Annotated in this window: 20 protein-coding genes, 1 tRNA gene, 1 pseudogene and 1 riboswitch; of the genes and pseudogenes, 16 read left to right on the top strand and 6 right to left on the bottom strand. The window is 69.8% G+C overall.

The genetic code is table 11. The features are described from left to right. Window positions 1-27: 27 nt before the first annotated feature. The 14 genes from ABD250_RS13910 (at window position 28) to ABD250_RS13845 (ending at window position 16,053) form a co-directional block, all read left to right on the top strand. Window positions 28-101, top strand: a tRNA-Pro gene (locus ABD250_RS13910). A 372-nt stretch (window positions 102-473) separates the two neighbouring features. Further along, the gene (gene adhE / locus ABD250_RS13905) at window positions 474-3,089 is read left to right on the top strand and encodes a bifunctional acetaldehyde-CoA/alcohol dehydrogenase (protein WP_182657906.1); all 2,616 of its coding nucleotides are present in this window, start codon (window positions 474-476) and stop codon (window positions 3,087-3,089) included. Next, window positions 3,079-3,516 carry an SRPBCC family protein gene (locus ABD250_RS13900; protein WP_182657907.1) on the top strand — a complete coding sequence of 146 codons (438 nt, stop codon included), beginning with the start codon at window positions 3,079-3,081 and terminating at the stop codon, window positions 3,514-3,516. The genes adhE and ABD250_RS13900 overlap by 11 nt, the downstream gene beginning before the upstream one ends. Before the next feature lie 124 nt (window positions 3,517-3,640). After that, window positions 3,641-4,780 (top strand): hypothetical protein, encoded by a 1,140-nt coding sequence (locus ABD250_RS13895; protein WP_182657908.1) that lies wholly within the window; start codon window positions 3,641-3,643, stop codon window positions 4,778-4,780. An 89-nt stretch (window positions 4,781-4,869) separates the two neighbouring features. Next, window positions 4,870-7,167: an accessory Sec system translocase SecA2 gene (gene secA2 / locus ABD250_RS13890; RefSeq protein WP_182657909.1), complete on the top strand. Its 2,298-nt coding sequence runs from the start codon at window positions 4,870-4,872 to the stop codon at window positions 7,165-7,167. Then, the gene (locus ABD250_RS13885; protein ID WP_182657910.1) at window positions 7,164-7,928 is read left to right on the top strand and encodes a CDP-alcohol phosphatidyltransferase family protein; all 765 of its coding nucleotides are present in this window, start codon (window positions 7,164-7,166) and stop codon (window positions 7,926-7,928) included. The genes secA2 and ABD250_RS13885 overlap by 4 nt, the downstream gene beginning before the upstream one ends. 9 nt (window positions 7,929-7,937) lie before the next feature. Further along, complete coding sequence (gene gcvH / locus ABD250_RS13880) at window positions 7,938-8,381, top strand: glycine cleavage system protein GcvH (protein WP_182609311.1); 444 nt, start codon at window positions 7,938-7,940, stop codon at window positions 8,379-8,381. Window positions 8,382-8,502: 121 nt separating this feature from the next. Then, entirely contained in the window at window positions 8,503-8,922 is a 420-nt protein-coding gene (gene odhI, locus ABD250_RS13875) for an oxoglutarate dehydrogenase inhibitor Odhl (protein ID WP_182657921.1), read from the top strand. Then, on the top strand, window positions 8,919-9,653 hold the full coding sequence (gene ftsR / locus ABD250_RS13870; protein ID WP_095718998.1) for a transcriptional regulator FtsR: 735 nt from the start codon (window positions 8,919-8,921) through the stop codon (window positions 9,651-9,653). The genes odhI and ftsR overlap by 4 nt, the downstream gene beginning before the upstream one ends. Window positions 9,654-9,722: 69 nt before the next feature. Continuing rightward, complete coding sequence (locus ABD250_RS13865) at window positions 9,723-10,223, top strand: bifunctional nuclease family protein (RefSeq protein ID WP_182657922.1); 501 nt, start codon at window positions 9,723-9,725, stop codon at window positions 10,221-10,223. A 252-nt stretch (window positions 10,224-10,475) separates the two neighbouring features. After that, entirely contained in the window at window positions 10,476-11,117 is a 642-nt protein-coding gene (locus tag ABD250_RS13860) for a MerR family transcriptional regulator (RefSeq protein WP_182657911.1), read from the top strand. A gap of 33 nt (window positions 11,118-11,150) precedes the next feature. Continuing rightward, a riboswitch (glycine riboswitch) is annotated at window positions 11,151-11,247 on the top strand. A gap of 175 nt (window positions 11,248-11,422) precedes the next feature. Beyond that, complete coding sequence (gene gcvP, locus ABD250_RS13855) at window positions 11,423-14,317, top strand: aminomethyl-transferring glycine dehydrogenase (protein WP_182657912.1); 2,895 nt, start codon at window positions 11,423-11,425, stop codon at window positions 14,315-14,317. A gap of 47 nt (window positions 14,318-14,364) precedes the next feature. Beyond that, entirely contained in the window at window positions 14,365-15,192 is an 828-nt protein-coding gene (locus tag ABD250_RS13850; RefSeq protein WP_182657913.1) for an 8-oxoguanine DNA glycosylase OGG fold protein, read from the top strand. Between the two features lie 27 nt (window positions 15,193-15,219). Beyond that, window positions 15,220-16,053 carry an alpha/beta fold hydrolase gene (locus ABD250_RS13845; protein WP_182657914.1) on the top strand — a complete coding sequence of 278 codons (834 nt, stop codon included), beginning with the start codon at window positions 15,220-15,222 and terminating at the stop codon, window positions 16,051-16,053. Window positions 16,054-16,089: 36 nt separating this feature from the next. Here ABD250_RS13845 and ABD250_RS13840 read toward each other — a convergent pair whose 3' ends face one another. Then, window positions 16,090-17,646 (bottom strand): fatty acyl-CoA synthetase, encoded by a 1,557-nt coding sequence (locus ABD250_RS13840; RefSeq protein ID WP_182657915.1) that lies wholly within the window; start codon window positions 17,644-17,646, stop codon window positions 16,090-16,092. Between the two features lie 351 nt (window positions 17,647-17,997). Here ABD250_RS13840 and ABD250_RS13835 point away from each other — a divergent pair. Both ABD250_RS13835 and ABD250_RS13830 read left to right on the top strand, forming a co-directional pair. Then, window positions 17,998-18,051 (top strand): annotated as a pseudogene (locus ABD250_RS13835) (SEC-C metal-binding domain-containing protein); the annotation flags it as partial. 39 nt (window positions 18,052-18,090) lie between these two features. Continuing rightward, window positions 18,091-18,375, top strand: coding sequence for a YchJ family protein (locus ABD250_RS13830; RefSeq protein ID WP_277815223.1), 285 nt, complete (start codon window positions 18,091-18,093; stop codon window positions 18,373-18,375). 3 nt (window positions 18,376-18,378) lie between these two features. Here the strand turns inward: ABD250_RS13830 and ABD250_RS13825 are convergent, their stop codons facing one another. The 5 genes from ABD250_RS13825 to ABD250_RS13805 all read right to left on the bottom strand — a co-directional run bounded on the left by ABD250_RS13825 (window position 18,379) and on the right by ABD250_RS13805 (window position 21,938). Continuing rightward, complete coding sequence (locus tag ABD250_RS13825) at window positions 18,379-18,921, bottom strand: hypothetical protein (protein ID WP_095719006.1); 543 nt, start codon at window positions 18,919-18,921, stop codon at window positions 18,379-18,381. A gap of 57 nt (window positions 18,922-18,978) precedes the next feature. After that, window positions 18,979-19,917, bottom strand: a complete 939-nt coding sequence (locus ABD250_RS13820) for a TY-Chap domain-containing protein (protein ID WP_182616407.1) — start codon at window positions 19,915-19,917, stop codon at window positions 18,979-18,981. Window positions 19,918-19,980: 63 nt separating this feature from the next. Next, window positions 19,981-20,796 carry an NUDIX hydrolase gene (locus tag ABD250_RS13815; RefSeq protein WP_182657916.1) on the bottom strand — a complete coding sequence of 272 codons (816 nt, stop codon included), beginning with the start codon at window positions 20,794-20,796 and terminating at the stop codon, window positions 19,981-19,983. A gap of 60 nt (window positions 20,797-20,856) precedes the next feature. After that, a complete protein-coding gene (locus tag ABD250_RS13810; protein WP_182657917.1) occupies window positions 20,857-21,483 on the bottom strand; it encodes a TetR family transcriptional regulator in 627 nt (208 codons plus the stop codon). Beyond that, window positions 21,480-21,938, bottom strand: a complete 459-nt coding sequence (locus ABD250_RS13805) for a DUF3817 domain-containing protein (RefSeq protein ID WP_182657918.1) — start codon at window positions 21,936-21,938, stop codon at window positions 21,480-21,482. Before ABD250_RS13805 ends, ABD250_RS13810 begins: the two co-directional genes overlap by 4 nt. Between the last annotated feature and the right edge of the window lie 34 nt (window positions 21,939-21,972).

The following is a 21,972-nucleotide window of genomic DNA, read 5'->3' as shown; positions in this document are numbered from 1 at the left end:
AGTCGCCGCGCGAGACGCGGTGGCGGGCGGGCTGTGGCGCAGCTTGGTAGCGCACTTGACTGGGGGTCAAGGGGTCGCAGGTTCGAATCCTGTCAGCCCGACACAACACACGAGCAGGGCGGTCTTCCACGAGGGAGACCGCCCTGTCTCATTTCTCGCCTCGGGGCAGCACGCCGGTGTCTAGATGGGGCGACGGATCACCGAGGAGTCCGGGGGAGACGTCCGGGTGCCGATGCGGGCCGGGGATCCGCGCGAGACCTAGTGCCGCGAGGCGGGACGTCCGGCGTCTCACCTCCGAGCGAGTCCAGCCCGGTGGGCACGGCGGCGGCTGCTCGTGGCGTGGCAGTGCTGCCCGGACGCCCGCACGAGGGGCTATCTGCTGATAGCGCCGTGATGTAGCTCACCTGAGAGTACGGTCGGGTCACCGAGGCGGCCGTAGGGTCAGTCGGTCGTCGCCGCCATGAGGAGGCTTCATGCCCGAGGTGACTCGCGATCCTGTCCCGGACTCCGGGGACTGGGCGGGCGTCGATCGTCCAGCGGTCGACGCCGCCGTCGCCGACGCCGTCGCGGCGGCCGAGGCGTTCCGTGCCCTCGACCAGCGGCAGGTCGACACCATCGTCGAGGCGATGTCGCGGGCGGGTATCCGGGCGGCAGGGGAGCTCGCCGCCACCGCGATCGAGGAGACCGGTTTCGGGGTGTTCGAGGACAAGGTGGTCAAGAACTACGTGGCCACCGAGTTCCTCTACGACTACCTCCGGGACAAGAGATCCGTCGGAGTGATCGAGGAGGACATCTCCCGCAACATCGAGCTCGTCGCCGAGCCGATCGGGGTTGTCCTGGCGATCACGCCGGTCACCAATCCGACCTCGACCGTCCTCTACAAGGCGATCGTCGCGGCCAAGACCCGCAACGCGGTCATCTTCCGCCCGTCGCCGATGGCCGTGCGGTCGTGTGAGCGGACCGTGGAGATCCTGCGCGAGGCGGCGGAGGCAGCCGGAATGCCGCCGGGCGCACTCCAGGTGCTCCCCGATGCCGCGCACGAGGTCACGCACTACCTGTTCACGCACCCCGGGATCGACTTCATCTGGGTGACCGGTGGGCAGAAGATCGTCGCCCTCGCCAACTCTGCCGGTAAACCCGCGCTGGGGGTGGGGCCCGGGAACGCGCCCATCTACCTGCACCGGACGGCAGACATCAAGGGCGCCGTCGTTGACATCCTCATCTCCAAGACGTTCGACGCGTCCGTCATCTGCCCCGCCGAACAGACCTGCATCATCGACGAGCCGATCTATGACGAGACGGTGGCCGAGTTCCGGCGGATGGGCGCGCACCTTCTCTCGGACGAGGAGGCCAGGGCACTGGCGGACTTCGCCTTCGGGTGCGGCGACAGGGTGAACGTGGAGGCGTTGGGCCAGCAGGCGCCCGAGTTGGCCGCGCGCGCGGGCATCACAGTTGATCCCGCAGTCAAGATCCTGCTGGCGGAACTGCCATCGGATCTGGAGGCACTCGCCGCCCACCCGTTGGTGCAGGAGAAGCTCATGCCGGTACTGGGTCTCGTCAGGTCTCCGGACTCGGCCCACGGCATCGACGCCGCCGTGCTCGTGACCGAGCACGGGGGACTCGGGCACACCTCGGCGATCTACGCGCGGGACTCCGATGTCATCGACGCGTACGGGCTGGCCGTCCGTACCGGGCGGATCCTCGTCAACGCCCCCACCGCGGTCGGCGCGCTCGGAGGTATCTACAACAACCTGACCCCCACCTTCTCCCTGGGGTGCGGCACGTGGGGAGGCTCGAGCACGACGGAGAACGTCAATTACATGCAGCTGCTCAACATCAAGACCGTCTCCCACCGACGCACCCCGCCCCAGTGGTTCCGTGTCCCGGCGAACACGTTCTTCAACGCGGGTGCGCTCGAGAACCTTCGCGAGGTGCCGTGCACCAGCGTGGTGGTGGTCACCGATGTGCTCAGCGAGCAGCGGGGGGTGGTCGACGAGGTGAGGCGGCACCTGCGGGTGGAGCGGCTGCGGGTGTTCAGCGAGGTGGAACCGGAGCCGGACGAGGCCACCATCCACCGAGGTGTCGACATGCTCCGGGAGGCCGGTCCGGACCTGCTCATCGCGATCGGCGGCGGCTCGGTGATAGACGCGGCCAAGGCGATCCGACTCTTCTACGAGCACCCGGAGGTCACCCTGGACAAGCTCGCCCTCCCGTTCCTCGATCCCCGTAAACGGATGGCGGACTATCCGCAGGAGCCCCACACCCTGCGGCTGGTGGCGGTCCCGACGACTTCCGGGACGGGATCGGAGGTGTCGCCCGCCGCGGTCATCACCGTGGGCGACCGCAAGGAGACCCTGGTCGACTACTCGCTGGTGCCGGACATGGCGATCGTCGATCCCATGCTCACGCTGTCCATGCCCCGCACCCTCACGGTCGACACGGGCGTGGACGCACTGACCCACGCGCTCGAAGCGGCGGCGTCGATCTTCGCCTCGCCCTATACCGACGCGTTCTGCGTGCAGGCCGCCCGGCTGATCTTCGACGCCCTCCCGCGGGCCTATGACCACCCGGACGATCTCGAGGCACGGACGGACATGTCCAACGCCGCCACCCTCGCCGGCCTCGCGTTCTCCAATGCGTTCGTCGGGGTCAACCACGCCCTCGCGCACGCGGTCGGCGCCCGGTTCGGCATCGCCCACGGTCGTGCCAACGGGATCTTCCTGCCGCACACTCTCAGATACAACGCGAGTCTGCCGAGCAAGTTCATGCCGGCACCGGGGTACTCGGCCTACATCGCGCCGGAGAAGTACGCCCAGCTCGGCCGCGTCGTGTTCGGCGGTCGCGAGCCCGAGGAGAGCCGGCGTCGGCTCTTCGACGGAGTCGACGCGCTCCTGCGCCGTCTGGAGATTCCCCGTACGCTCGCGGAACTCGACATCGCCGAGGACAGGTTCCTCGAGGCGCTGCCGGGACTGGCGATGACCGCCTTCCAGGACCTGAGCAATCGCACCAACCCGCGCATGCCGATGGTCGCCGAACTCACCGAGCTGCTCCGGCTCGGCTACTACGGGGAGGCCTCCGGTGCCCACTGACACCGCACACCGGACGGTCGAGATCGCCGCGCCACTGGCCACGGTCCTCGACACGATCCGCGACCTCGAGGGTCAGACGGAGTGGGTCCCCGAGATCCTCGAAGCCGAGGTCCTCGAGGTCTACGAGGACGACGGGCTGCCCGCCACCGCCAGGTTCAAGGCGTCGGCCACGGTCGGCACCGACGCCTACACCCTGACCTACGAGCACCGGGACGACGGGATGGACTGGTCGATGGTCGAAGGCCGCCTGCAGACCGGGCAGGAGGGGGTGTACGACCTGGTGGAAACCGGCCCGGAGTCGACCTCGGTCTCGTTCCGGCTCACCATCCACCACAACCTCCCCATCCCGGGACTCCTGCGCCGACGGGTGATCAGAGGACTCGTCGACAACACGGTCAACGGACTGAGAGAGCACCTCGAATCCTGACGGTGTGACCTGCGCCCCCCGATGGTGGCACCGGGGAACACGGGGCCGCAGCCTACAGTTGTAACCGGTGAGGCAGACCCGTGACACTTGACGCGCCCACGGGGCGCGGGGCGAGGAGAGGCGCATGGTTGACGAGCGCACGCCGCAGACGGCCCGGGAGGGGATCGTGTCGGACGTCGACCGGATGTGTCGGGGAGTCGGTGCGGCTCCGGTCGCGGAGCTGTCCGACCGTGCCGCGCTCCTGGTCGCCTGCGGGCTGGTCGAACCGCGGATCGTCGACGTGGTGCTGGCACGCCTCCACCGCAACCTCCCCTTCCCGTCCGTCGGCGGTTTCCACCAGGTGCGGATCATCGAGGAACAACGCCACGACCTCAGGCGCATCCTCGGCACCCCGGTCCCGTCAGTTCTCCGCGTGGCGCTGCGCACGCGCCTGGCAGACCTCGACCGGAAGTACCTCGTCCTGCGCACCGGTTTCACCCGAGGCGCGGGTGTGTTCGCGTTCCGGATCAAGGACATCCGGGTCGACCGGAGGCGCGGCGTCCATCTGGACACCGACGACCGGGGTCGGCTGTTCGACGCCCTCGCCTCCACCCCCACGATGGCGCCGGTGCCGATGGTGCCCAGGACCATCACCGAGCTGGGGACAGTGGCGGCCGCCTACGGGCAGCGCGAGATGGGGCGGGTGGTCCTGCCGCACCGTGTCCAGGCAGTGGTGGAGTCGTTGCCCTCGCTCCCACGGATCCGGGCGGACAACCGCCGACTCCCCGAGATGTACACCGCGCTGCTCATGGAGGTCGGCGGTCTGTACGACCGACTCATCCGGGCCTACGTCCGCGGCGGGCGGTCGGTGGAGGAGATCCGGTTGCAGTTCGACGCGGAGACCGAGGTGGTGGGGCTCGCCGGAGACCTCTGCCGGCTGCGGGAGACGGCGGCGACGCCGGGTGTCCCGCCCGCGCGTGACGGGTTCACCACCCTGACCGGTATGGGTGCGGCGATCGACGAGGTCTGGGCCGAGGTGGTCGAGCGGGCGGTCGCGTTCCGCGAACTGGTGGAGTCGGTGGAGACCCGCGCCGACGCCGCGGTGTCGGAGGCCGCGCGGCTCGACGACATCGCCCGCGAGCACGGTGTGAGGCCTCCGTCGACCGTGCACGCGCCCAGTCCCGCCGACCTCACGGCCGAGCACCTGGCCGCACGCGCCGGTGACCGGATGCTCTCCACCGAGGCCATGCGCAGGCTGCGCGGACAGATCGACCCTGAGCGCTGACGCAGAGACCAGCGGGGTGCGCCGCCGACCCCGTCAGCCCCTGCGTACGGTGGCATCAACTGTTCTGTAGACCGGGAAGGACTCCACGCGTGGGATTCGCCAACCGCTTCTGGAAGCTGATGGGCTCCACCCAGGGCCGGGACACCTCGCGCGCGCAGAGTGCGGTCGAGGCGTCCCACGGCTTCGACGACTGGGCCTCGGGAATGGAGGACACCGAGTTCGCGGACGCCGCCCACGATCTGCAGCTCTTCGGCGAGTCCCCCGAGGACCTCGCACGATTCCTCGCCCTGGCCCGGGAGGCCGCGTCCCGGGCCGTCGGACTGAGGCCGTTCGACGTCCAGCTCCAGGGCGCACTGAGGATGTTCGCGGGGGACGTGGTGGAGATGGCGACCGGAGAGGGCAAGACCCTCTCTGGTGCGGTCGCGGCGGCCGGGTACGCACTCCAGGGGCACACCGTCCACGTGATCTCCGTCAACGACTACCTCGCGGCCCGTGACGCGCGGTGGATGGGGCCGATGTTCGAGCTCCTGGGGCTGACGGTGGGTCATGTCACCGAGTCGTCGACGCGCGAGGAACGTCGCGGTGCCTACGCCTGCGACATCACCTACGGGTCCGTCTCCGAGATCGGTTTCGACGTCCTGCGGGAGCAACTGGTCACCGATCCGGCGGACCTCATCGCGCCCACGACCGACGTCGCCCTGGTCGACGAGGCGGACTCGGTGCTCGTAGACGAGGCGTTGGTCCCCCTGGTCCTCGCCGGGTCCACCTCCGGCGAGGCGCCCACGGGGGAGATCCTCTCCGCGGTCCGGAAGCTGCGAGCGGGCCGTCACTACGAGACCGACTCCGAGCGGCGCAACATCTTCCTGACGGACGACGGTGCCGAGGCGATCGAGGGCGAACTGGGGATCGGGGACCTCTACGACGCGGAGCATGTCGCCACGACGCTGGTCCAGGTCAATGTCGCCCTACACGCCTGTTTCCTGCTGAGGCGGGACGTGGACTACATCGTCCGTGACGGGCGGGTCCAGCTGATCAACGCCTCGCGGGGTCGCGTCGCCGAACTGCAACGGTGGCCGGACGGACTGCAGGCGGCGGTCGAGGCCAAGGAGGGGGTCGCGGTCTCGGAGGCCGGTCAGATCCTCGACAGCATCACGGTCCAGGCGTTCATCGGCCGATACGACCGCGTGTGCGGAATGACGGGAACGGCCCTCGCGGCCGGGGCGCAGCTGCGCGAGTTCTACTCACTGGGCGTGTCCCAGATCGACCCGAACACCCCCTGCGTCCGGGTCGACGAGGCCGATCGAACGTATATCGACGTCGACAGCAAGACCCGCGCCGTCGTCGAGCACATCGCCGCCGTCCACTCGACCGGCCAGCCGGTGCTCGTGGGTACCCACGACGTCGCGGAGTCGGAGGAACTCGCCGCACGACTGTCCGAGAAGGGCGTGGAGTGCGTGGTGCTCAACGCCAAGAACGACGAGGAGGAGGCGGCCATCATCGCCGAGGCGGGGGACGTGGGCAACGTCACCGTCTCCACCCAGATGGCGGGCCGCGGCACGGACATCAGACTGGGTGGGTCCGACGAATCCCGCCGCGACGAGGTCGTCGAACTCGGTGGACTGCACGTGGTGGGGACCGGGCGGCACCGGACGGAGAGGCTCGACAACCAGCTGCGCGGGCGCGCCGGACGCCAGGGAGACCCCGGAAGTTCGGTGTTCTTCGCCGCGATGGACGACCCGGTCGTGACCTCGGCCCTGGAACCCGAGAAGATCCCCACCGCGCACGACAGGATCAGCGGGCTGCTCAAGGGCAACCGTGGCCGGGACGCGGTCGACCACGCCCAGCGTGTCACCGAGGGCCAGATGCTCGCGATCCACTCCAACACCTGGCGGTACAGCCGACTCCTCGCCGAGCAACGCGCCATCCTCGCCGAGCGTAGGGCGGCCCTGTTGGTCACGGAGAAGGCGTTCGAGGAACTCACCGCGCACGATCCCGGGCGCAGCGCCGAACTCGTGGAGACGCACGGCCGTGACGCCGTGGTGCAGGGGTGCCGGGACATCATGCTGTGGCACCTCGACCGGGGCTGGGCCCGTCACCTGGAGACGATGAACGACGTCCGCGAGTCCATCCACCTCAGGGCCCTGGGGCGGGAGAACCCCCTCGACGAGTTCCACAGGATCGCGATCGATCACTTCAGGGACCTCGCCTCGGACGCGGTCCGGGAGTCCGAGACCACGTTCGCCGAGATCGAGTTCACCGATTCGGGGGTGGATCTGGTGGCCAACGCGATGGCGCGGCCCACCTCGACGTGGACGTACATGGTCCACGACAACCCGATGGCGGCGGGTGGCAACGTCTTCTCCGGGATGATGTCGACCTTCCGATGAGCGCGGCGCGGGAGGGAAGGCGTGAGACCGATCTGCGCGAATGGCGGACCGGCGAGGGCAAGGTTCTCGGTGCGCGCATCCCGCAACCGCGCGACGGGCACCTCTCCGCCGCGGTGCCACCCGGTCTCGGGTACGAACCGCCGCCGCGTGACCCCCAGGTCAGCGACAGATTCTGGACGCTCCCCAACGTCATCTCGCTGGCGCGCATCGCGCTGATCCCGGTGCTCGTGGTGAGCATCCTGGTCTGGGACGACCCGCCGCTGGCGCTGTGGCTCCTCGGCGCGTTGGTCGTCTCCGACTGGCTCGACGGCAAGATCGCACGACTGTGGAACATGCGGTCCACCTGGGGCGAGCGTCTCGACCCCCTCGCCGACCGCATCCTGGTGGCCGCTGTGCCCGTGGCCTTCGCCGTCGCCGGGTACATCCCTGTCTGGGTCGTGGCGATCCTCCTGGTCAGGGACGCGCTGTTGGTGGGGACCGTCCCCGTGTACCGCCGGAGAGGGATCGAACCGGAGGTCACCTACCTGGGCAAAGCCGCCACGTTCGCGCTGTTCTGGTCCCTTCCCCTGCTCCTCGCCGGGTTCGCGGGAGTCCCCGGCGGGGAGGGTTTCCTGATCCTCGGAGAGGCGTGCCTGTACTGGGGTGTGGGCCTCTACTCCTGGAGCGGGTCGATCTACCTGTGGCAGGCCTGGAGGATCGCGCGGTCCGTCCCCCCGCGCCGTCCCGGATCTACTGCAGTGGGGCCGTCCGGCGGTGTGTAATGTCGCCAGATGTACACGCCAAGTGAGCCACGCGAGAAGGGCACGTCAGTGAGTGACCAGAACATCCCCGACCAGCTCCGGTACACCGACGAGCACGAGTGGGTGGAGCGGGTGTCCGACACCCGAGTTCGCATCGGCATCACCGAGTACGCGCAGTCCAAGCTGGGGGACATCGTGTTCGTCCAGCTCCCGGACGTGGGCGGGGAGACCGAGTCGGGTGAGCCGTTCGGCGAGGTCGAGTCGCCCAAGAGCGTCTCCGACCTGTACGCGCCGCTCAGCGGGAAGGTCGTCGAGGTCAACACCGCCCTCGAGACCTCTCCCGAGCTGGTCAACTCCGATCCGTACGGTGAGGGGTGGATCGTCGTCCTCGAGATCCCGGACGTCGACGATCTGGAGACGCAGCTCGAGCAGACGCTGGACTCGGACGGATACGCCAAGATCACGGAGGGCTGAGGGGTAGGGACCGCCCCCGGCCCCGCGCCCGGGCGGTCCGACATAGAATCGCAGGCACCGCATGGTGAGCCCCACGCCCGGGCTCGGACGAGGAGAGACGAACGTGACCGAGAACAAGAACATGCCCGAGGCGACCGCCGAGACCACCTCGGTGTTCCGCGCGGAGCTTCTCAACGAGTCCGATCAGCAGGCGGCTCAGTCCGAGCCCACCGTCACCGGTGTCGAGGGACTGCCCGAGGGGCAGGCGCTCCTGGTGGTCAAGCGAGGGCCCAACGCGGGCTCCCGTTTTCTCCTGGACCAGGCAACCACGTCGGCCGGCCGTCATCCGGACAGCGACATCTTTCTCGATGACGTCACCGTGAGTCGTCGTCACGCGGAGTTCCGGAGCGAGGGCGGTACCTTCAACGTCGTCGACGTCGGATCCCTGAACGGGACGTACGTCAACCGTGAGCCCGTGGACTCCGCCTCGCTGTCGAACGGCGACGAGGTGCAGATCGGCAAGTTCCGCCTCGTCTTCCTGACGGGTACGCCCGGGCAGTGACAGCCGCCGGACACGGCGCCACCGAGGAGGGACACCTCTCCATCGGCGGCGTCATCGCACTCCTGAGTCCGGAGTTCCCGGACCTCACGGTGTCGAAGGTCCGGTTCCTCGAGAACGAAGGACTGGTCACCCCCGAGCGGACCGCCAGCGGGTACCGCCGGTTCAGCGTCGGGGATCGTGAGCGGCTGCGCTATGTCCTCACGGCGCAGCGCGACCGGTACCTGCCGCTCAAGGTGATCCGCGAGGAGTTGGAGGCACTCGACTCCGCGATCGCGGACGGGTCCACCACCGCCCTGCTCCCGCGCCCCGGTGGGGACGGTGTCCCGGGGTCGACCCCGGACGATTTCCGCAGCGACACCGTCCTGCGACTCACCCGTGAGGACGTGGTCGAGCAGTCGGGGGTGGACGCGGAGCTCGTCGGTTCCCTCGTGGATGCCGGGCTCATCGTGGCCGGCCCCGGTGGCTTCTTCGACCCCGAGGCGGTCCTGGTCGCGCGGACGGCGCACGACCTCGCCGGCCACGGCGTGGACGTTCGTCATCTGCGGGGCTTCCGGACGGCCGCCGACCGGCAGACGGGCCTCATCACCCAGATCGCCGGCCCGGTGGCACGGCAGGGCGACGCGGATGCACGGGATCGCGCGGCCGAGTTGGCCCGGGAGATCGCCGCGCTGTCGGTGGCTCTGCACTCCACGCTCGTCACCGTGGCCGTCCGGCACGCGCTGGAGTCCTGACGCACGCGCCCCGGGACGGATCGGGGCTAGGCTGGACCCGTGGGAGAGGCGGAGGACATGGGAAAGAACATGCGAGAGGTGAGCGTCGTCGGCATCCGTTTCGAGGAGCCGGAGTACGCACCAGTACTGATCCTGCACGAGAAGGACGGTGGGCGGTACGTCCCGATCTGGATCGGGGCGTCCGAGGCCGCCGCGATCAGTCTCCGACAGCAGGGCGTGCAGCCGGGGAGGCCGCTGACCCACGATCTCGTGGCGACGCTCCTCGAGACCTTCGCCCACCCACTCGAGCAGGTCGAGATCGTGGGGGTGTCCGAGGGGACGTTCATCGCGGAGCTCGTCTTCGAGGGCACGCGGATCTCCGCCCGACCGTCGGACGCCGTCGCCGTCGCACTGAGGACCTCGTCCCCGGTCCTGGTCAGCCGTGAGGTTCTCGACGAGGTCGGGATCTCGCTGGTGGAGCAGGGCGAGGAGGAGGTGGAGGCGTTCCGCGAGTTCCTCGACCAGGTGAGCCCGGACGACTTCCTCGGCGGCGGAGACGCGCCGCAGGAGCCCGGCGGCCCCACGCCCTGAGCGCTGCGACCAGGTATTTCCGCCTCCACAGGAGTCACTCCAGCACCAGTGCGCAGGTCGCGGCCAGGTCTCAAGTTCAACTTGAGGTTGAGGTTTACCGCGTGTCCTATTGATCGCGGACCCTCACGGGCCTAGCGTTGCTCCCAGTGAACTACACCGATGGTGTTCACGCGTTCGAGGATCCGGACTCGACAGAGTCCGGCACCGTGTCCCCGCGACAGCGGCGGCACCCCACAGCTTGAGGGAGCAATCGTGGCCGACCACACCCGGGATCCGGAGTCGTCCTCCACCGGTACGCACACGGAGGGTCTCTTCGGAGGCGACGTCGAGGCCACCCAGGCCACGTTCGACGAGGTGCAACCGGGACTGTTCCCCGACGACGGCATCCCGGACGGCACGAGTGGATACCGCGTGCCGATCGCCTGCCAGATCGCCGGCATCACCTACCGGCAACTCGACTACTGGGCCCGGACCGATCTGGTGGTGCCGTCGATCCGCAACGCCGCCGGGTCCGGCAGCCAGCGCCTGTACTCGTTCAAGGACATCCTCGTCCTCAAGATCGTCAAGCAACTGCTGGACACCGGGATCTCGCTGCAGAACATCCGGAAGGCCGTGGACCAGATCCGGTCCCGGGGAGTGAAGGACCTGGCCACCATCACCCTCTTCTCCGACGGTCGCACGGTGTTCGAGTGCACCTCGAAGGAGGAGGTCTTCGACCTCCTCCAGGGTGGTCAGGGAGTCTTCGGTATCGGGATCGGTGGTGCGATGCGGGAGCTCGCGGGGTCGATCTCCGAGTTCCCCGCCGAGACCGTGTCGCCCGAGGACGTCATCGAGCCCCTCGAGGACGAGTTGGCGGCCCGTCGGCGCGCCCGCGCCTCGCGGCGTACGGGCTGATCGAGGGAGTCGTCTAGACTCGGCGGTGCGTTCACGCGACTCACGGGAGAGTCCCGCGGTATCCACCGCGGGCGCCGAAGGAGCAACTCCTCTCCGAGAATCTCTCAGGCACCCGGACCGTGTAGTCGTCGAACGCCTCTGGAGAGCGGTGGAACAGACCACCCGCCCACGGGGAAAGCGCGGCCCGCAGGCGGGCCCCGTGAATCTCTCAGGCGCCGGCGTCAGCCGGTTGGGGACAGAGCGGAGAGGGTAGCACCGGCCCGCAGGCCGCCCGTCCGGGCGGCCCCGCCCTTCGAGGAGCACCTGTGACGACGACCCCGCACACCGCCCGGACCGGAGGCGAGTTCGTCGCCCGCCATCTGGGACCCGACGCCGACGGCCTGGCCCACATCCTGCGGACCATCGGAGTGGACTCGCTCGACGAGCTCGCCGAGCGCGCGTTCCCGTCGGTCATCCTCGACGAGGTGGGTCCCGACGGCCGGGCAGCCGGCATCGACGCGTTGCCCGAGCCCCTGTCGGAGGCCGACACGCTCGCGGCGCTGCGCGTGCTCGCCGACCAGAACGAGGTCTCGGTCTCCATGATCGGGCAGGGATACTACGACACGCTCACCCCGGCCGTGATCCGCCGCAACGTCGTCGAGAGCCCCGCCTGGTACACGGGGTACACGCCCTACCAGCCGGAGATCAGCCAGGGCCGACTCGAGGCTCTCCTCAACTTCCAGACCATGGTCGCCGACCTCACCGGCATGGACATGGCGGGCGCCTCGATGCTGGACGAGGGGACCGCGGCCGCCGAGGCCATGACGATGCTCCGCAGGGCCAACCGGTCCTCGAAGAGCCCCCGCTTCGCGGTCGACACGGACGTCTTCGGACAGACCGCCGCCATCCTCGCCACCCGCGCCGAGCCGCTGGGTATCGAGATCGTCACCGCGAACCTGATCGACGACGGGTTGCCGGAGGGCGACTTCTTCGGAGCACTCGTGCAGACGCCGGGTGCCTCGGGCCGCGTCGCCGACGTCGCCGGGCTGATCGACCAGTGCCACGACCGGGGAGTCCTCGTGGCGGCGGGCGTCGACCTGCTCGCCGCGACCGTCCTCACCCCGGCCGGGGACAAGGGTGCGGACGCCTGCTTCGGCTCGTCCCAGCGCTTCGGTGTCCCGATGGGCTTCGGTGGCCCCCACGCCGGCTTCCTCTCCTGTCGCACCGCCCACGCCCGTAACCTCCCGGGCCGCCTCGTGGGCGTGTCGACGGACGCCGACGGTCGGCCGGCCTACCGGCTGGCGCTGCAGACCCGCGAGCAGCACATCCGCCGCGACAAGGCCACGTCCAACATCTGCACCGCTCAGGTCCTGCTCGCGGTGGTCGCCGCGATGTACGCCTCGTACCACGGAGCGGAGGGCCTGGCGGCGATCGCCCGGCGCGTGCATTCCCATGCCGCGGTCCTGGCCGACGGCCTCGTCGCCGCGGGTGTCCAGGTCGTCCACGCCGACTTCTTCGACACCGTCCTGGCCAGGGTGCCCGGCCGCGCCTCCGAGGTGCTCGCCGCCGCCGCCGAGCGGGGGGTGAACCTGTGGAGGGTCGACGACGACCACGTGTCCGTCTCCTGCGACGAGGCCACCACCGGGGACCACCTCGCGCTCGTCCTCGAGGCGTTCGGCGGTGACGTCGCCGACATCGCGGACGCCGGACAGCTGGAGATCCTCGTCGATCCCGCCTACGGCGACCGGACCTCGCGCTTCCTCCAGCACGAGGCGTTCGTCAGGTACCGGACCGAGACCGCGATGCTGCGCTATCTCCGCGCCCTGGCGGACAAGGACCTGGCGTTGGACCGCACCATGATCCCGCTGGGCTCCTGCACCATGAAGCTCAACGCGACCACGGAGATGGAGCCCATCACGTGGCCGGAGTTCGCCGGACTCCACCCCTTCGCGCCGGTCGAGCAGACCCGCGGGATCCGCCGGCTCGTGGCCGACGTCGAGCAGTGGCTCGTCGACATCACCGGCTACTCCGCGGTGAGCCTGCAGCCCAACGCGGGCAGCCAGGGAGAGTACGCGGGCCTGCTGGCGATCCGGCAGTACCACCGCTCCCGCGGCGACGAGGATCGCAGGGTGTGCCTCATCCCGTCCTCGGCACACGGGACCAACGCCGCGTCCGCGGTGATGGCGGGGATGAAGGTCGTCGTCGTCGGATGTCGACCCAACGGTGACGTGGACGTCGACGATCTCCGCGAGAAGGTCGGCCGACACGCGGCCGAACTGTCGGCGATCATGATCACCTACCCCTCGACCCACGGGGTGTACGAGCACGACATCGAGGAGATCTGCGCGATCGTCCACGACGCCGGCGGCCAGGTCTACATCGACGGGGCCAACCTCAACGCGCTCGTGGGGGTCGCCCGTCCGGGGCGGTTCGGTGGCGACGTGAGCCACCTCAACCTGCACAAGACCTTCTGCATCCCGCACGGTGGTGGCGGTCCCGGGGTCGGCCCGGTCGCGGTGGCCGAGCACCTGCGTGAGTTCCTGCCGGGCCACCCGTACGAGGAGGGTCTCGGTTCGGGCGCGGTGGTCTCGGCCGCGGCCTTCGGATCCGCCTCGATCCTCCCCATCACGTGGGCCTACGTCCGCATGATGGGTGCGGACGGGCTGCGGCGCGCCACCCTCACGGCGATCGCGAGTGCCAACTACCTGGCCCGGCGGATCGGGCCGGACTTCCCGGTGCTGTACTCCGGGGACGGCGGGTGGGTGGCGCACGAGTGCATCCTCGACCTCCGGCCGCTCATCGACTCGGTCGGCATCTCGATCGACGACGTGGCCAAGAGGCTGGCGGACTACGGCTTCCACGCGCCCACGATGAGCTTCCCGGTGCCCAACACGCTCATGGTGGAGCCCACCGAGAGCGAGGACCTGGCCGAGCTGGACGCGTTCTGTGACGCGATGGCCGCGATCCGCGCCGAGATCGACCGGGTCGCCTCAGGGGAGTGGACCGTGGAGGACAATCCGCTGCGCGGGGCGCCCCACACCGCCGAGAGCGTCTCCGCCGACGAGTGGGAGCACGCCTACCCGCGCAGCCTGGCGGGCTACCCGCTGGGGTCGGTGTGGCGCCCCAAGGTCTGGCCTGCGGTGCGGCGGATCGACGGCGCGTACGGCGACCGCAACCTGGTGTGTTCCTGCCCTCCGCTGGAGGCGTTCGCCGAGCACTGAGGCGGCGGGGGCCGGTGTTGTCGTACCCGCGTGACAACCTGCGGAGCATGACGACGACCGGTTCCCGTCCCGTTCCAGACCTCCCCTCTTCGTGCCTGACGTGGTGTCGCGCCCAGCCTCCGGCACTGCTGGTGGCGGACGAGTACGTGGAGATCGACCTCGACCTGTGGAACCTCAGGCTTGCGGAGCGAGGAGTCGACCTGCGACTGGTCGCCGGCGGCCCGGACGGCGGCCGGGTCGAGTCCGGGAACGGATACCTCCGCAGGAGTGACCTCTGGGCAGCGGGCCGAAGGGCGCGCGGCAGCCTGGAGGAGTCCGTGGTCGCGCTCTACATGTGTGCGGCCTGGCTTGCCGGGCATCCGCAGCGATCGGGCGTCCGCAGGGGATTACCGGACTTCCGTGTGCCGGAGCGGGACCGCCCGGCGTGGCGCTCGGTGTCTCCTCACGGGTATCCCCTGGTCCTGCACGAGGTGGCGGACTGGTTGGACGCCCCGGCGGAGGCCATGAATCTACTGCGCAACGGGGCGCCGTACGGCAGGGCCGGCAGGGGGGTGCCCGATCTCGGTTTCCCGCTCGCCTCGCTCTATCTGTCGTCCCTGGGCATGGCGTGGTCGGAGCAGAGCATCGTTCCCGTCGATTCGGCCGGGGTCGCCACGCTGGTCCACGCGGGATGGACCGAGATCGACTCGCTCGGTCGGATGACACCGCGCCGGTATCAGCGGTATCTGGATGTGATCTCCGCGTGGGCGGACGAGGCCGCTGTCGACCCGCTCGTGGTCGAGATGTGGTTGGTGCGCGACTGGCATGACCGGCGCTCGATGGTCGCGCCGACGGGGTCGTCTGCGGAGAGTCCACCCGGCGGCCGCCCGCGGTGAACCACCGGAGAGGATAGTGTCCGCTCCATGGAACCGCAGAGCATGACCGTCGAGATCCCGGTCGGCACCCTCGACGTACTGGACTGGCGTACCACCGGGCCCGAGCGCGGGACCGTGTTGGCGTTGCACGGCTTCCCGGAATCCCCGTGGGAGTGGGAGGCGGTCGCCGGGGTGCTGACGCAGCAGGGACTCAGGGTCGTCGCTCCGGCCCAGCGGGGGTACTCGGCCGGTGCACGCCCGGACGACGTCGGGGCCTATGCGATCGAGCACCTGAGCGCGGACGCCCTGGCGATCGTCGACCATCTCGGTCTGGAGACGGTGCACGTGCTCGGCCACGACTGGGGGGCATCGGTCGCATGGTGGCTCGCCGCCCACAACCCCGGGCGGGTGTCGAGCCTGACGGTGGTGTCCGTCCCCCACCTGTCGGCCTTTGCGTGGGCTCTGCAGTCCGACCCGGACCAGCAGGCCCGATCGGCCTACTTCGCCCTCTTCCGCCAGGAGGGGAAAGCCGAGGACGTCCTGCTCGAGGACGGAGCCCGACGTCTGCGGGCGATGTTCGACGAGCACGTGTCTGACGAGCTCATCGCCAAGCACCTCGAGGTGGTCGGCACGCGGGCGGGGCTGACGGGAGCGCTCAACTGGTACCGCGCGATGCGGCGGTACGACCTGCCGGACGTGTCGGTTCCCACGACCTATCTGTGGGGTGAGGACGACCTCGCGATCGCGCGTGCAGGCGCCGAGGCCACCGCCTCCCGGGTGACGGGGGAGTACCGTTTCGTTCCGCTGTCCGGCATGGGGCATTGGCTCCCGGAACAAGCGCCCGAGGAGGTGGCCGCGGAGGTCCTGGCCCGGATCGGCTGACGCCGGCGACCCCGGTGGGTTGCCGAGGTCCCGGCGTCAGGTCTGGCGCAGTTCCCGCTTGAGGAGCTTGCCCGACTGGTTCCGGGGCAGCTCGTCCACGAAGACGACCCGCTTCGGCACCTTGAACGGCGCGAGATGGGCGCGGGTGCCGTCGATGATCTCGGATTCGGTGGCGTGGACGTCGTCCCTGAGGACCACGATCGCGGTGACGGCCTCGATCCACTTGTCGTCCGGTGTGCCGATCACGGCCACCTCCGCCACGCGCTCATCCTGATAGACCGCGTCCTCGACCTCCCGGGACGCCACCAGGACACCACCGGTGTTGATGACGTCCTTGATGCGGTCGACGACCTCGATGAACCCCTCCGGGTCACGCACCACCAGATCGCCGGAGTGGAACCACCCGTCGCGGAACGCCTCGGCGGTGGCGTCGGGCTTGTTCCAGTAGCCCGTGCACAACTGCGGAGACCGGTAGACGATCTCGCCCCGCTCGCCGTCCGCGACCTCGGCGCCCGACTCGTCGACGACGCGGGCGTCCACGAAGAACACCGGTCGGCCCGCGCTCGCCGGACGGGCGTCGTGCTCCTCGGGGCGCAGGACACTGGCCAGAGGGCCGATCTCCGACTGTCCGAAGCAGTTGTAGAACCCGAGGTCGGGGTACTTCCCCCGCAGTCTCTGGAGCACCGTCACCGGCATGATCGAGGCGCCGTACTGGGCCTTGCGCAGACTCGACAGGTCCCGGGACTCCAGGCCCGGATGGGAGGCCAACGGCACCCAGACCGTCGGGGCGAGGAAGAGTGAACCGATCCTGTCGACCTCGACCCGGCGGAGGATCTCCGTGATGTCCGGGGCGGCCATGAGGTGCACCGTCGCCCCCAGCGAGAGGTAGGGGAGCGCGAACACGTGCATCGCGGCCGAGTGGTAGAGCGGCATGGTCACCAGCGGCTCGTCGTCCGCGGCCAGGTCCAGGGCGAGAATGCAACTCACGTACTCGTGGACGAGCGCCGAATGGGTCATCATCGCGCCCTTGGGGCGTGAGGTCGTCCCCGAGGTGTAGAGGAGTTGCGCCAGATCGTCACCGGTGGCGGGGGACTCCACCGGGGTGCACGGGGAGTCACCCGTCGCCGAGCCCAGTACGGTGCCGTCCGCGGTCTCCCCCTCACGGGGCAGCAGAGGCAGGGAGCGCAGCCCCGGCATGGTCTCGAGTACGTCCGACAACGTGGCGGCCTGTGCCGGGTCCACCAGGACCAGGGACGCCCCCGAGTCGGTCAACAGGTACTCGAGTTCGCCGCCGGTCAGGGCGTAGTTGACGGGCACGTGCGTGAACCCGGCGCGGGAGGTGGCGAGGAAGCCGATGAGATAGGCATCGGAGTTGACCCCGTAGCCGGCAACCCGGGCGCCGTCCTCGAGGCCCTGACCGGCGAGGGTCGTGGCCACCCGGTCGACCGCGGAGTCCAGCGCCGCGTAGGTCCACCGGCGTTCGGCGAAGGTGAGTGCCACGCGGTCCGGGAACCGGGCCGCCGAACGTCTCAGGACGGCGTCGATCGTCGCGGAACTCACGGCGGGACCGGGGAATCGAGGGGGTGTGGTCATCGTCTCAGCCTAGAGGTCAGCCGGCGAGGTCATGGCTCGGCGGCGACGATCTCCAACACCTCCGGGGGGACCGCCCCGTTGCTGTCCCGCGGGGTCCAGTGCTCGCTCGGGACCCACTGGGATCCGCACCCCCGACACGCGAACATGGGCTCCCCGCGCCGTTCCACCGGGGTTCTCGTCCACTCGCACAGGTCGCGGCACGAGCGGACCCGTAGGGGGACGCCGTCGGGATCGGGCTGTCGCCGGGGCCGGAAGGGCAGTGCACGGAAGCTGGACATCTCTGGGCTTGAGGATAACCGGTCGTCGTGTGGGTAGCCTGATCGCGGATGCGGGTGGACGGAGGAGGGCGACGTGAACGCATGTCCCTGTGGGAGCCGGCGCCCGTTCGATCGCTGCTGCGGACCGCTCGTCGAGGATGGTGTCCCGGCCGAGACCGCGGAGCAACTGATGAGATCGCGGTACACGGCCTTCGTTCTGGGTCGGGAGGACCACCTCTGGCGCACCTGGAGCCCGCGGACGCGGCCGGCCCGGGTGGAGGCAGGTGACGTCGAGTGGACCGGCCTCGCGATCCTCGACGTGGTTGCCGGTGGCCCCGCCGACCGGACCGGGACGGTGGAGTTCGAGGCCCGGTATGTCGGGCCCGAGGGCCCCGGTGTCATGCGCGAGCGATCGGCGTTCGAGCGCAGAGGTGGTCGATGGACGTATCTCGAGGGCACGGGATCGTCCTGAGCCCTAGGTGGCGGTCGGGTCTTCCGGCTGGCGGGTCACGGTGACCGAACCGATCGTCCTCGGGGCGGTCACGTCGATGCGCCCGATACGGTTCCCTCTGGGCATCGTCCAGGCGACCATCCCCCGGATCTCCTCGCCGGGGAAGCTCAGGACCGAGGGTACGAGGGGGTCCTCGACCGTCCCCGCGGGGTTCTCGATCCGCTCGAACGGCCGCCCCGACGGGTCGAAGGCCGAGAAGTCCTCCGGGCCCAGTTCCGGCTGACCGGACGCCTGCACCGCGCGGACGTCCACCACCACGACCGCGTCCGAGTACGTGGTCGAGGGCACGATGCGGAGGTCGGACAGGGTCACGGTGGCGTCCCACGATTCTCCGGCCACGGGGAACGGCCTGTCGAACTGCTGCGACGAGGGCAGGGGTCCGGACTGCTGGGCGGTCGGGACGGGGACGCCCGCGGAGTCGTCATCGCCGAACAGGGAGGCCGGTGAACAACCCGACGTGGAGACGGCCGCGGTCACGATCACTGCAGCGAGGACGGCGCGACGCATGTAGGCGCTCCTGGGGCGAGTTCTCACACCGGGCCCGTCCCGGCACGGTCTCAGATCCTACTGCTCACCGGGACGGTGGTCATCAGAGGCGCGCAGGTCACGCCATCGTCTGCCCGCGACCCGGTGCGCGAGATCCGAGTAGACGTCGTCGAGTTCGGCGGAGATCTCGGCCAACTGGATCTTGAAGTTGACCGGGACGAACACCCGGTCGACGAACTCCGCCTCGGCGGAGATCGTCTGGCCGTCGAACACGTACCTGCACCACAGCGAGTCCCGGTTGAGGATCGCGACCTCGGTCTCCGCGGCCGCGGGATCCTCCACGGAGGACACGAGTGGGCTCCGGAACACGACGAGGGGGAGCGAGCGGTGCGCACGGACGAACAGCAGGACACACCCGGCGGGAACGGTGAACACGTCATGCTCGTCGGGTGTGACCCGACGCTCGTAGACCTCCGACAGAGCCGACTGTAGTGCTCTGGTCGCCTCGTCCGGGGTCGCGATGGGCTGCGACCGGAAGTCGGCGTCCGCCGACACGGGTTCACCCGAACCGGCCCCGGTCGCGTCCTCCGGATCGGACACGTCATGGAGGAATACCGGGTGGGGGATCCCGAAGACGCGCTCCATCGTGCCGGCGACCAGGTGCGCCACCTCGGGTGCACGGTTTACCGGGAACGTGAGGTCCGCCCCCGGCGCACCCTGGTCGGTCGGGCGCCGGAGCGCCCAACCGAGGGCCATGAGTTGTTCGAGCCGGACGGGCCCCAGCGGCTCCGGCGAATCCTCGGACCCGCCGCCGGAGACCTCCGCGTGGACGCTGCCGCCGCCGGTGGCGGTGAAACGCACGTACGGGGTGCGGGTGGACGGCGACCCGAGGACGGGAACGGCCAGGTCGAACGTGGCTCCCGGGACGAGGTCACGCAGTAGTCCGGCCAGGCGGGTCGCGAAGCGGTTCCACCCGGCAGCGATCGACGCGTCCACGTCGAACTCGAAATCCCGCATGAGTGGCAGTCAACCACCGCACAGCCGAGCACGTCGGTACTTCGGGATGTCCGGTGGGAGTGATCAGCTCCCCGCCTCCGGCCGGCCCGCCTGGTAGTCGGACCAGTACTCGTCCGAACCGTCGAAGCGCACGCGCACCCCGCCACGGTGCTCGACGACCTCCGGCTGGACGGGAACGATCCTGCGCTCGGAGTCCAGTGCTGCCGCGACGTCGGGGAACCCGGCGAGGACGCGGAGTTGGGTCCACGTCGGGGGGAGGAGCATGGACCGGCCGGCACGGAAGTCCTCGAGGAGGTCGACGGGGCGGGCCCACATGGTCAGGTCGACCTCGGTCGTGAGGTCATCCGGTTCCTGTCCCTCCGGTAGCGCGGCGAGGAAGAACCTCGTGTCGTACCTCCGCGATTCCACCGAGGGCGTGATCCAGTGGTCGTAGGGGCGGAGTCTGCCCGCCGCGAGTGAGAGATCCTCGTCGGCGAGGAACGCGCTGAAGGTCAGCCGGTGGCTCTCGAGCTCCTCGCGGCTCGAGTGGTACCGGCCGGCGTCCGCGACCGGGGAGCCGTCGATGTGGTCGGCGAGGAGGACGCCACATTCCTCGAAGGTCTCCCGCGCCGCCGCGCACACCAACCGGCGCGCTCGAGGCACGTCGCAGTCGAACCGCTCGGCCCACCACGCGGGCGCGGGGCCGGACCAGGCGACATCCGGATCGTCGTCCGAGGCGTCCACGCCCCCGCCCGGGAACACCGTCATGCCGCCGGCGAACGCCATCCCGCGGACGCGGCGTGCGACGAACACCTCGGGTCCGCGATCGGAGTCCCGCATCACCATCACGGTGGACGCGTCCTTGATCGGGCGGGCGGTGGGGTCGTTGCCTTCGGTCATGCGGACAAGTCTCACCCGGCGCGGTGGAGGACGGTTCGTCGGGGTGGCCGGACGGCGCCGTCAGTACGCGCTGTCGGAGGACACCCGACGTGCCAGCACTCCGTGCAGGACACGATCGACGTGCTCGCGGAGGTCGGCTCGGTGGTCGCGACCGGGCGACCGGTCGATCCCCGAACGGACGATGCTCATGTACAGGACGTCGAAGACGGTCTGGGCGGGACCGTCGAGGTCCTCCGCCTCCGGTGCCCGCGGGGAGTGCCGGGCGAGCACGAGTCCGATGATGCCCCGGAGTTCCCCGAGGATGCGCTGCGCCTCCGCCCGGTGCGGGCCGGGTTCCCCGAAGACCGTCTCGCGGTGGTAGGCGACGATGTTCTCCGGCTGGTTCTCGAGGGCGGAGAACAGGGGGTCGCACAGTGTGACCAGATCCTCGACGGGGTCCCCGGTATCCGGGACGGTCTCGACCATGGCGCGGAACTCCTCGTTGGCCACCATGCACAGGAGCTCGCCCTTCGACTGGGCGTACCTGAACAGTGTCCCGGTGCCGACCTCCGCCTGATCGGCCACCTCCTGGGTGGTGACCGACGAGTACCCGTTGCGGAAGAACAGGTCGCGGGCGGCGGCCAGTATCCGGCGTTGTTTGTCCGCCTTGTTCAGCTCCCGGCGTCCCGGCTCACGGGCCAGGGTCACGAGAACCACTCGGTGGGCTTGCCCGCCACCAGGAGGAGCGAGAAGACCACGGCCACCACGATGAGGGTCACCACCAGTGCGACGACCGGGGACCGGAGCGCGAAGGCCAGCGTGCGCTCGGCGAGGGTGCGCGACTGTTCGCCTCCGGGCCCGAGCCGCCAGTGTCCCTCGAGCAGCCCGCGGCGCTCGACGGACCTCTCGAACGGCACGGTGGCGTAGGGGATGACCGCGGACGCCAGGCCCATCAGGCCGGTCCCCGCCGACCAGCGCTTGTCCGTCCAGACCGCGATCGTCGCCACGGTGTAGCACAGGAACACGAAACCGTGGATGCTGCCACCGACCGTGGTGGCCCAGTCGAGACCGAACCCGTACTTGCCGACCATGCCCAGGATCAGCAGCGTCCACGTGATCACCTCCGCGAACGCGAGCCTCTTGTACAGGATGCGGGGGGTCACAGATGTCCTCCAGGGGTCGGATCGGTGTTCGTCG

Source organism: Dietzia cercidiphylli, from assembly GCF_039531545.1.
GTDB classification, from domain to species: Bacteria; Actinomycetota; Actinomycetes; order Mycobacteriales; family Mycobacteriaceae; genus Dietzia; species Dietzia natronolimnaea.
The sequence above is the reverse complement of the archived record's forward strand: the minus strand, read 5'-3'. Positions and strand labels throughout refer to the sequence as shown.

Bases quoted from the DNA above. Each gene is read 5' to 3' on its own strand.
- odhI (WP_182657921.1), top strand. From the start codon at position 8,503: ATGCCCGAGGCGACCGCCGAGACCACCTCGGTGTTCCGCGCGGAGCTT.
- ABD250_RS13845 (WP_182657914.1), top strand. From the start codon at position 15,220: ATGGAACCGCAGAGCATGACCGTCGAGATCCCGGTCGGCACCCTCGAC.
- ABD250_RS13815 (WP_182657916.1), bottom strand. From the start codon at position 20,796: ATGACCGAAGGCAACGACCCCACCGCCCGCCCGATCAAGGACGCGTCC.
- ABD250_RS13865 (WP_182657922.1), top strand. From the start codon at position 9,723: ATGCGAGAGGTGAGCGTCGTCGGCATCCGTTTCGAGGAGCCGGAGTAC.
- adhE (WP_182657906.1), top strand. From the start codon at position 474: ATGCCCGAGGTGACTCGCGATCCTGTCCCGGACTCCGGGGACTGGGCG.
- ABD250_RS13825 (WP_095719006.1), bottom strand. From the start codon at position 18,921: ATGCGTCGCGCCGTCCTCGCTGCAGTGATCGTGACCGCGGCCGTCTCC.
- ABD250_RS13840 (WP_182657915.1), bottom strand. From the start codon at position 17,646: ATGACCACACCCCCTCGATTCCCCGGTCCCGCCGTGAGTTCCGCGACG.
- ABD250_RS13850 (WP_182657913.1), top strand. From the start codon at position 14,365: ATGACGACGACCGGTTCCCGTCCCGTTCCAGACCTCCCCTCTTCGTGC.
- ABD250_RS13895 (WP_182657908.1), top strand. From the start codon at position 3,641: ATGGTTGACGAGCGCACGCCGCAGACGGCCCGGGAGGGGATCGTGTCG.
- ABD250_RS13885 (WP_182657910.1), top strand. From the start codon at position 7,164: ATGAGCGCGGCGCGGGAGGGAAGGCGTGAGACCGATCTGCGCGAATGG.
- ABD250_RS13820 (WP_182616407.1), bottom strand. From the start codon at position 19,917: ATGCGGGATTTCGAGTTCGACGTGGACGCGTCGATCGCTGCCGGGTGG.
- gcvH (WP_182609311.1), top strand. From the start codon at position 7,938: ATGTACACGCCAAGTGAGCCACGCGAGAAGGGCACGTCAGTGAGTGAC.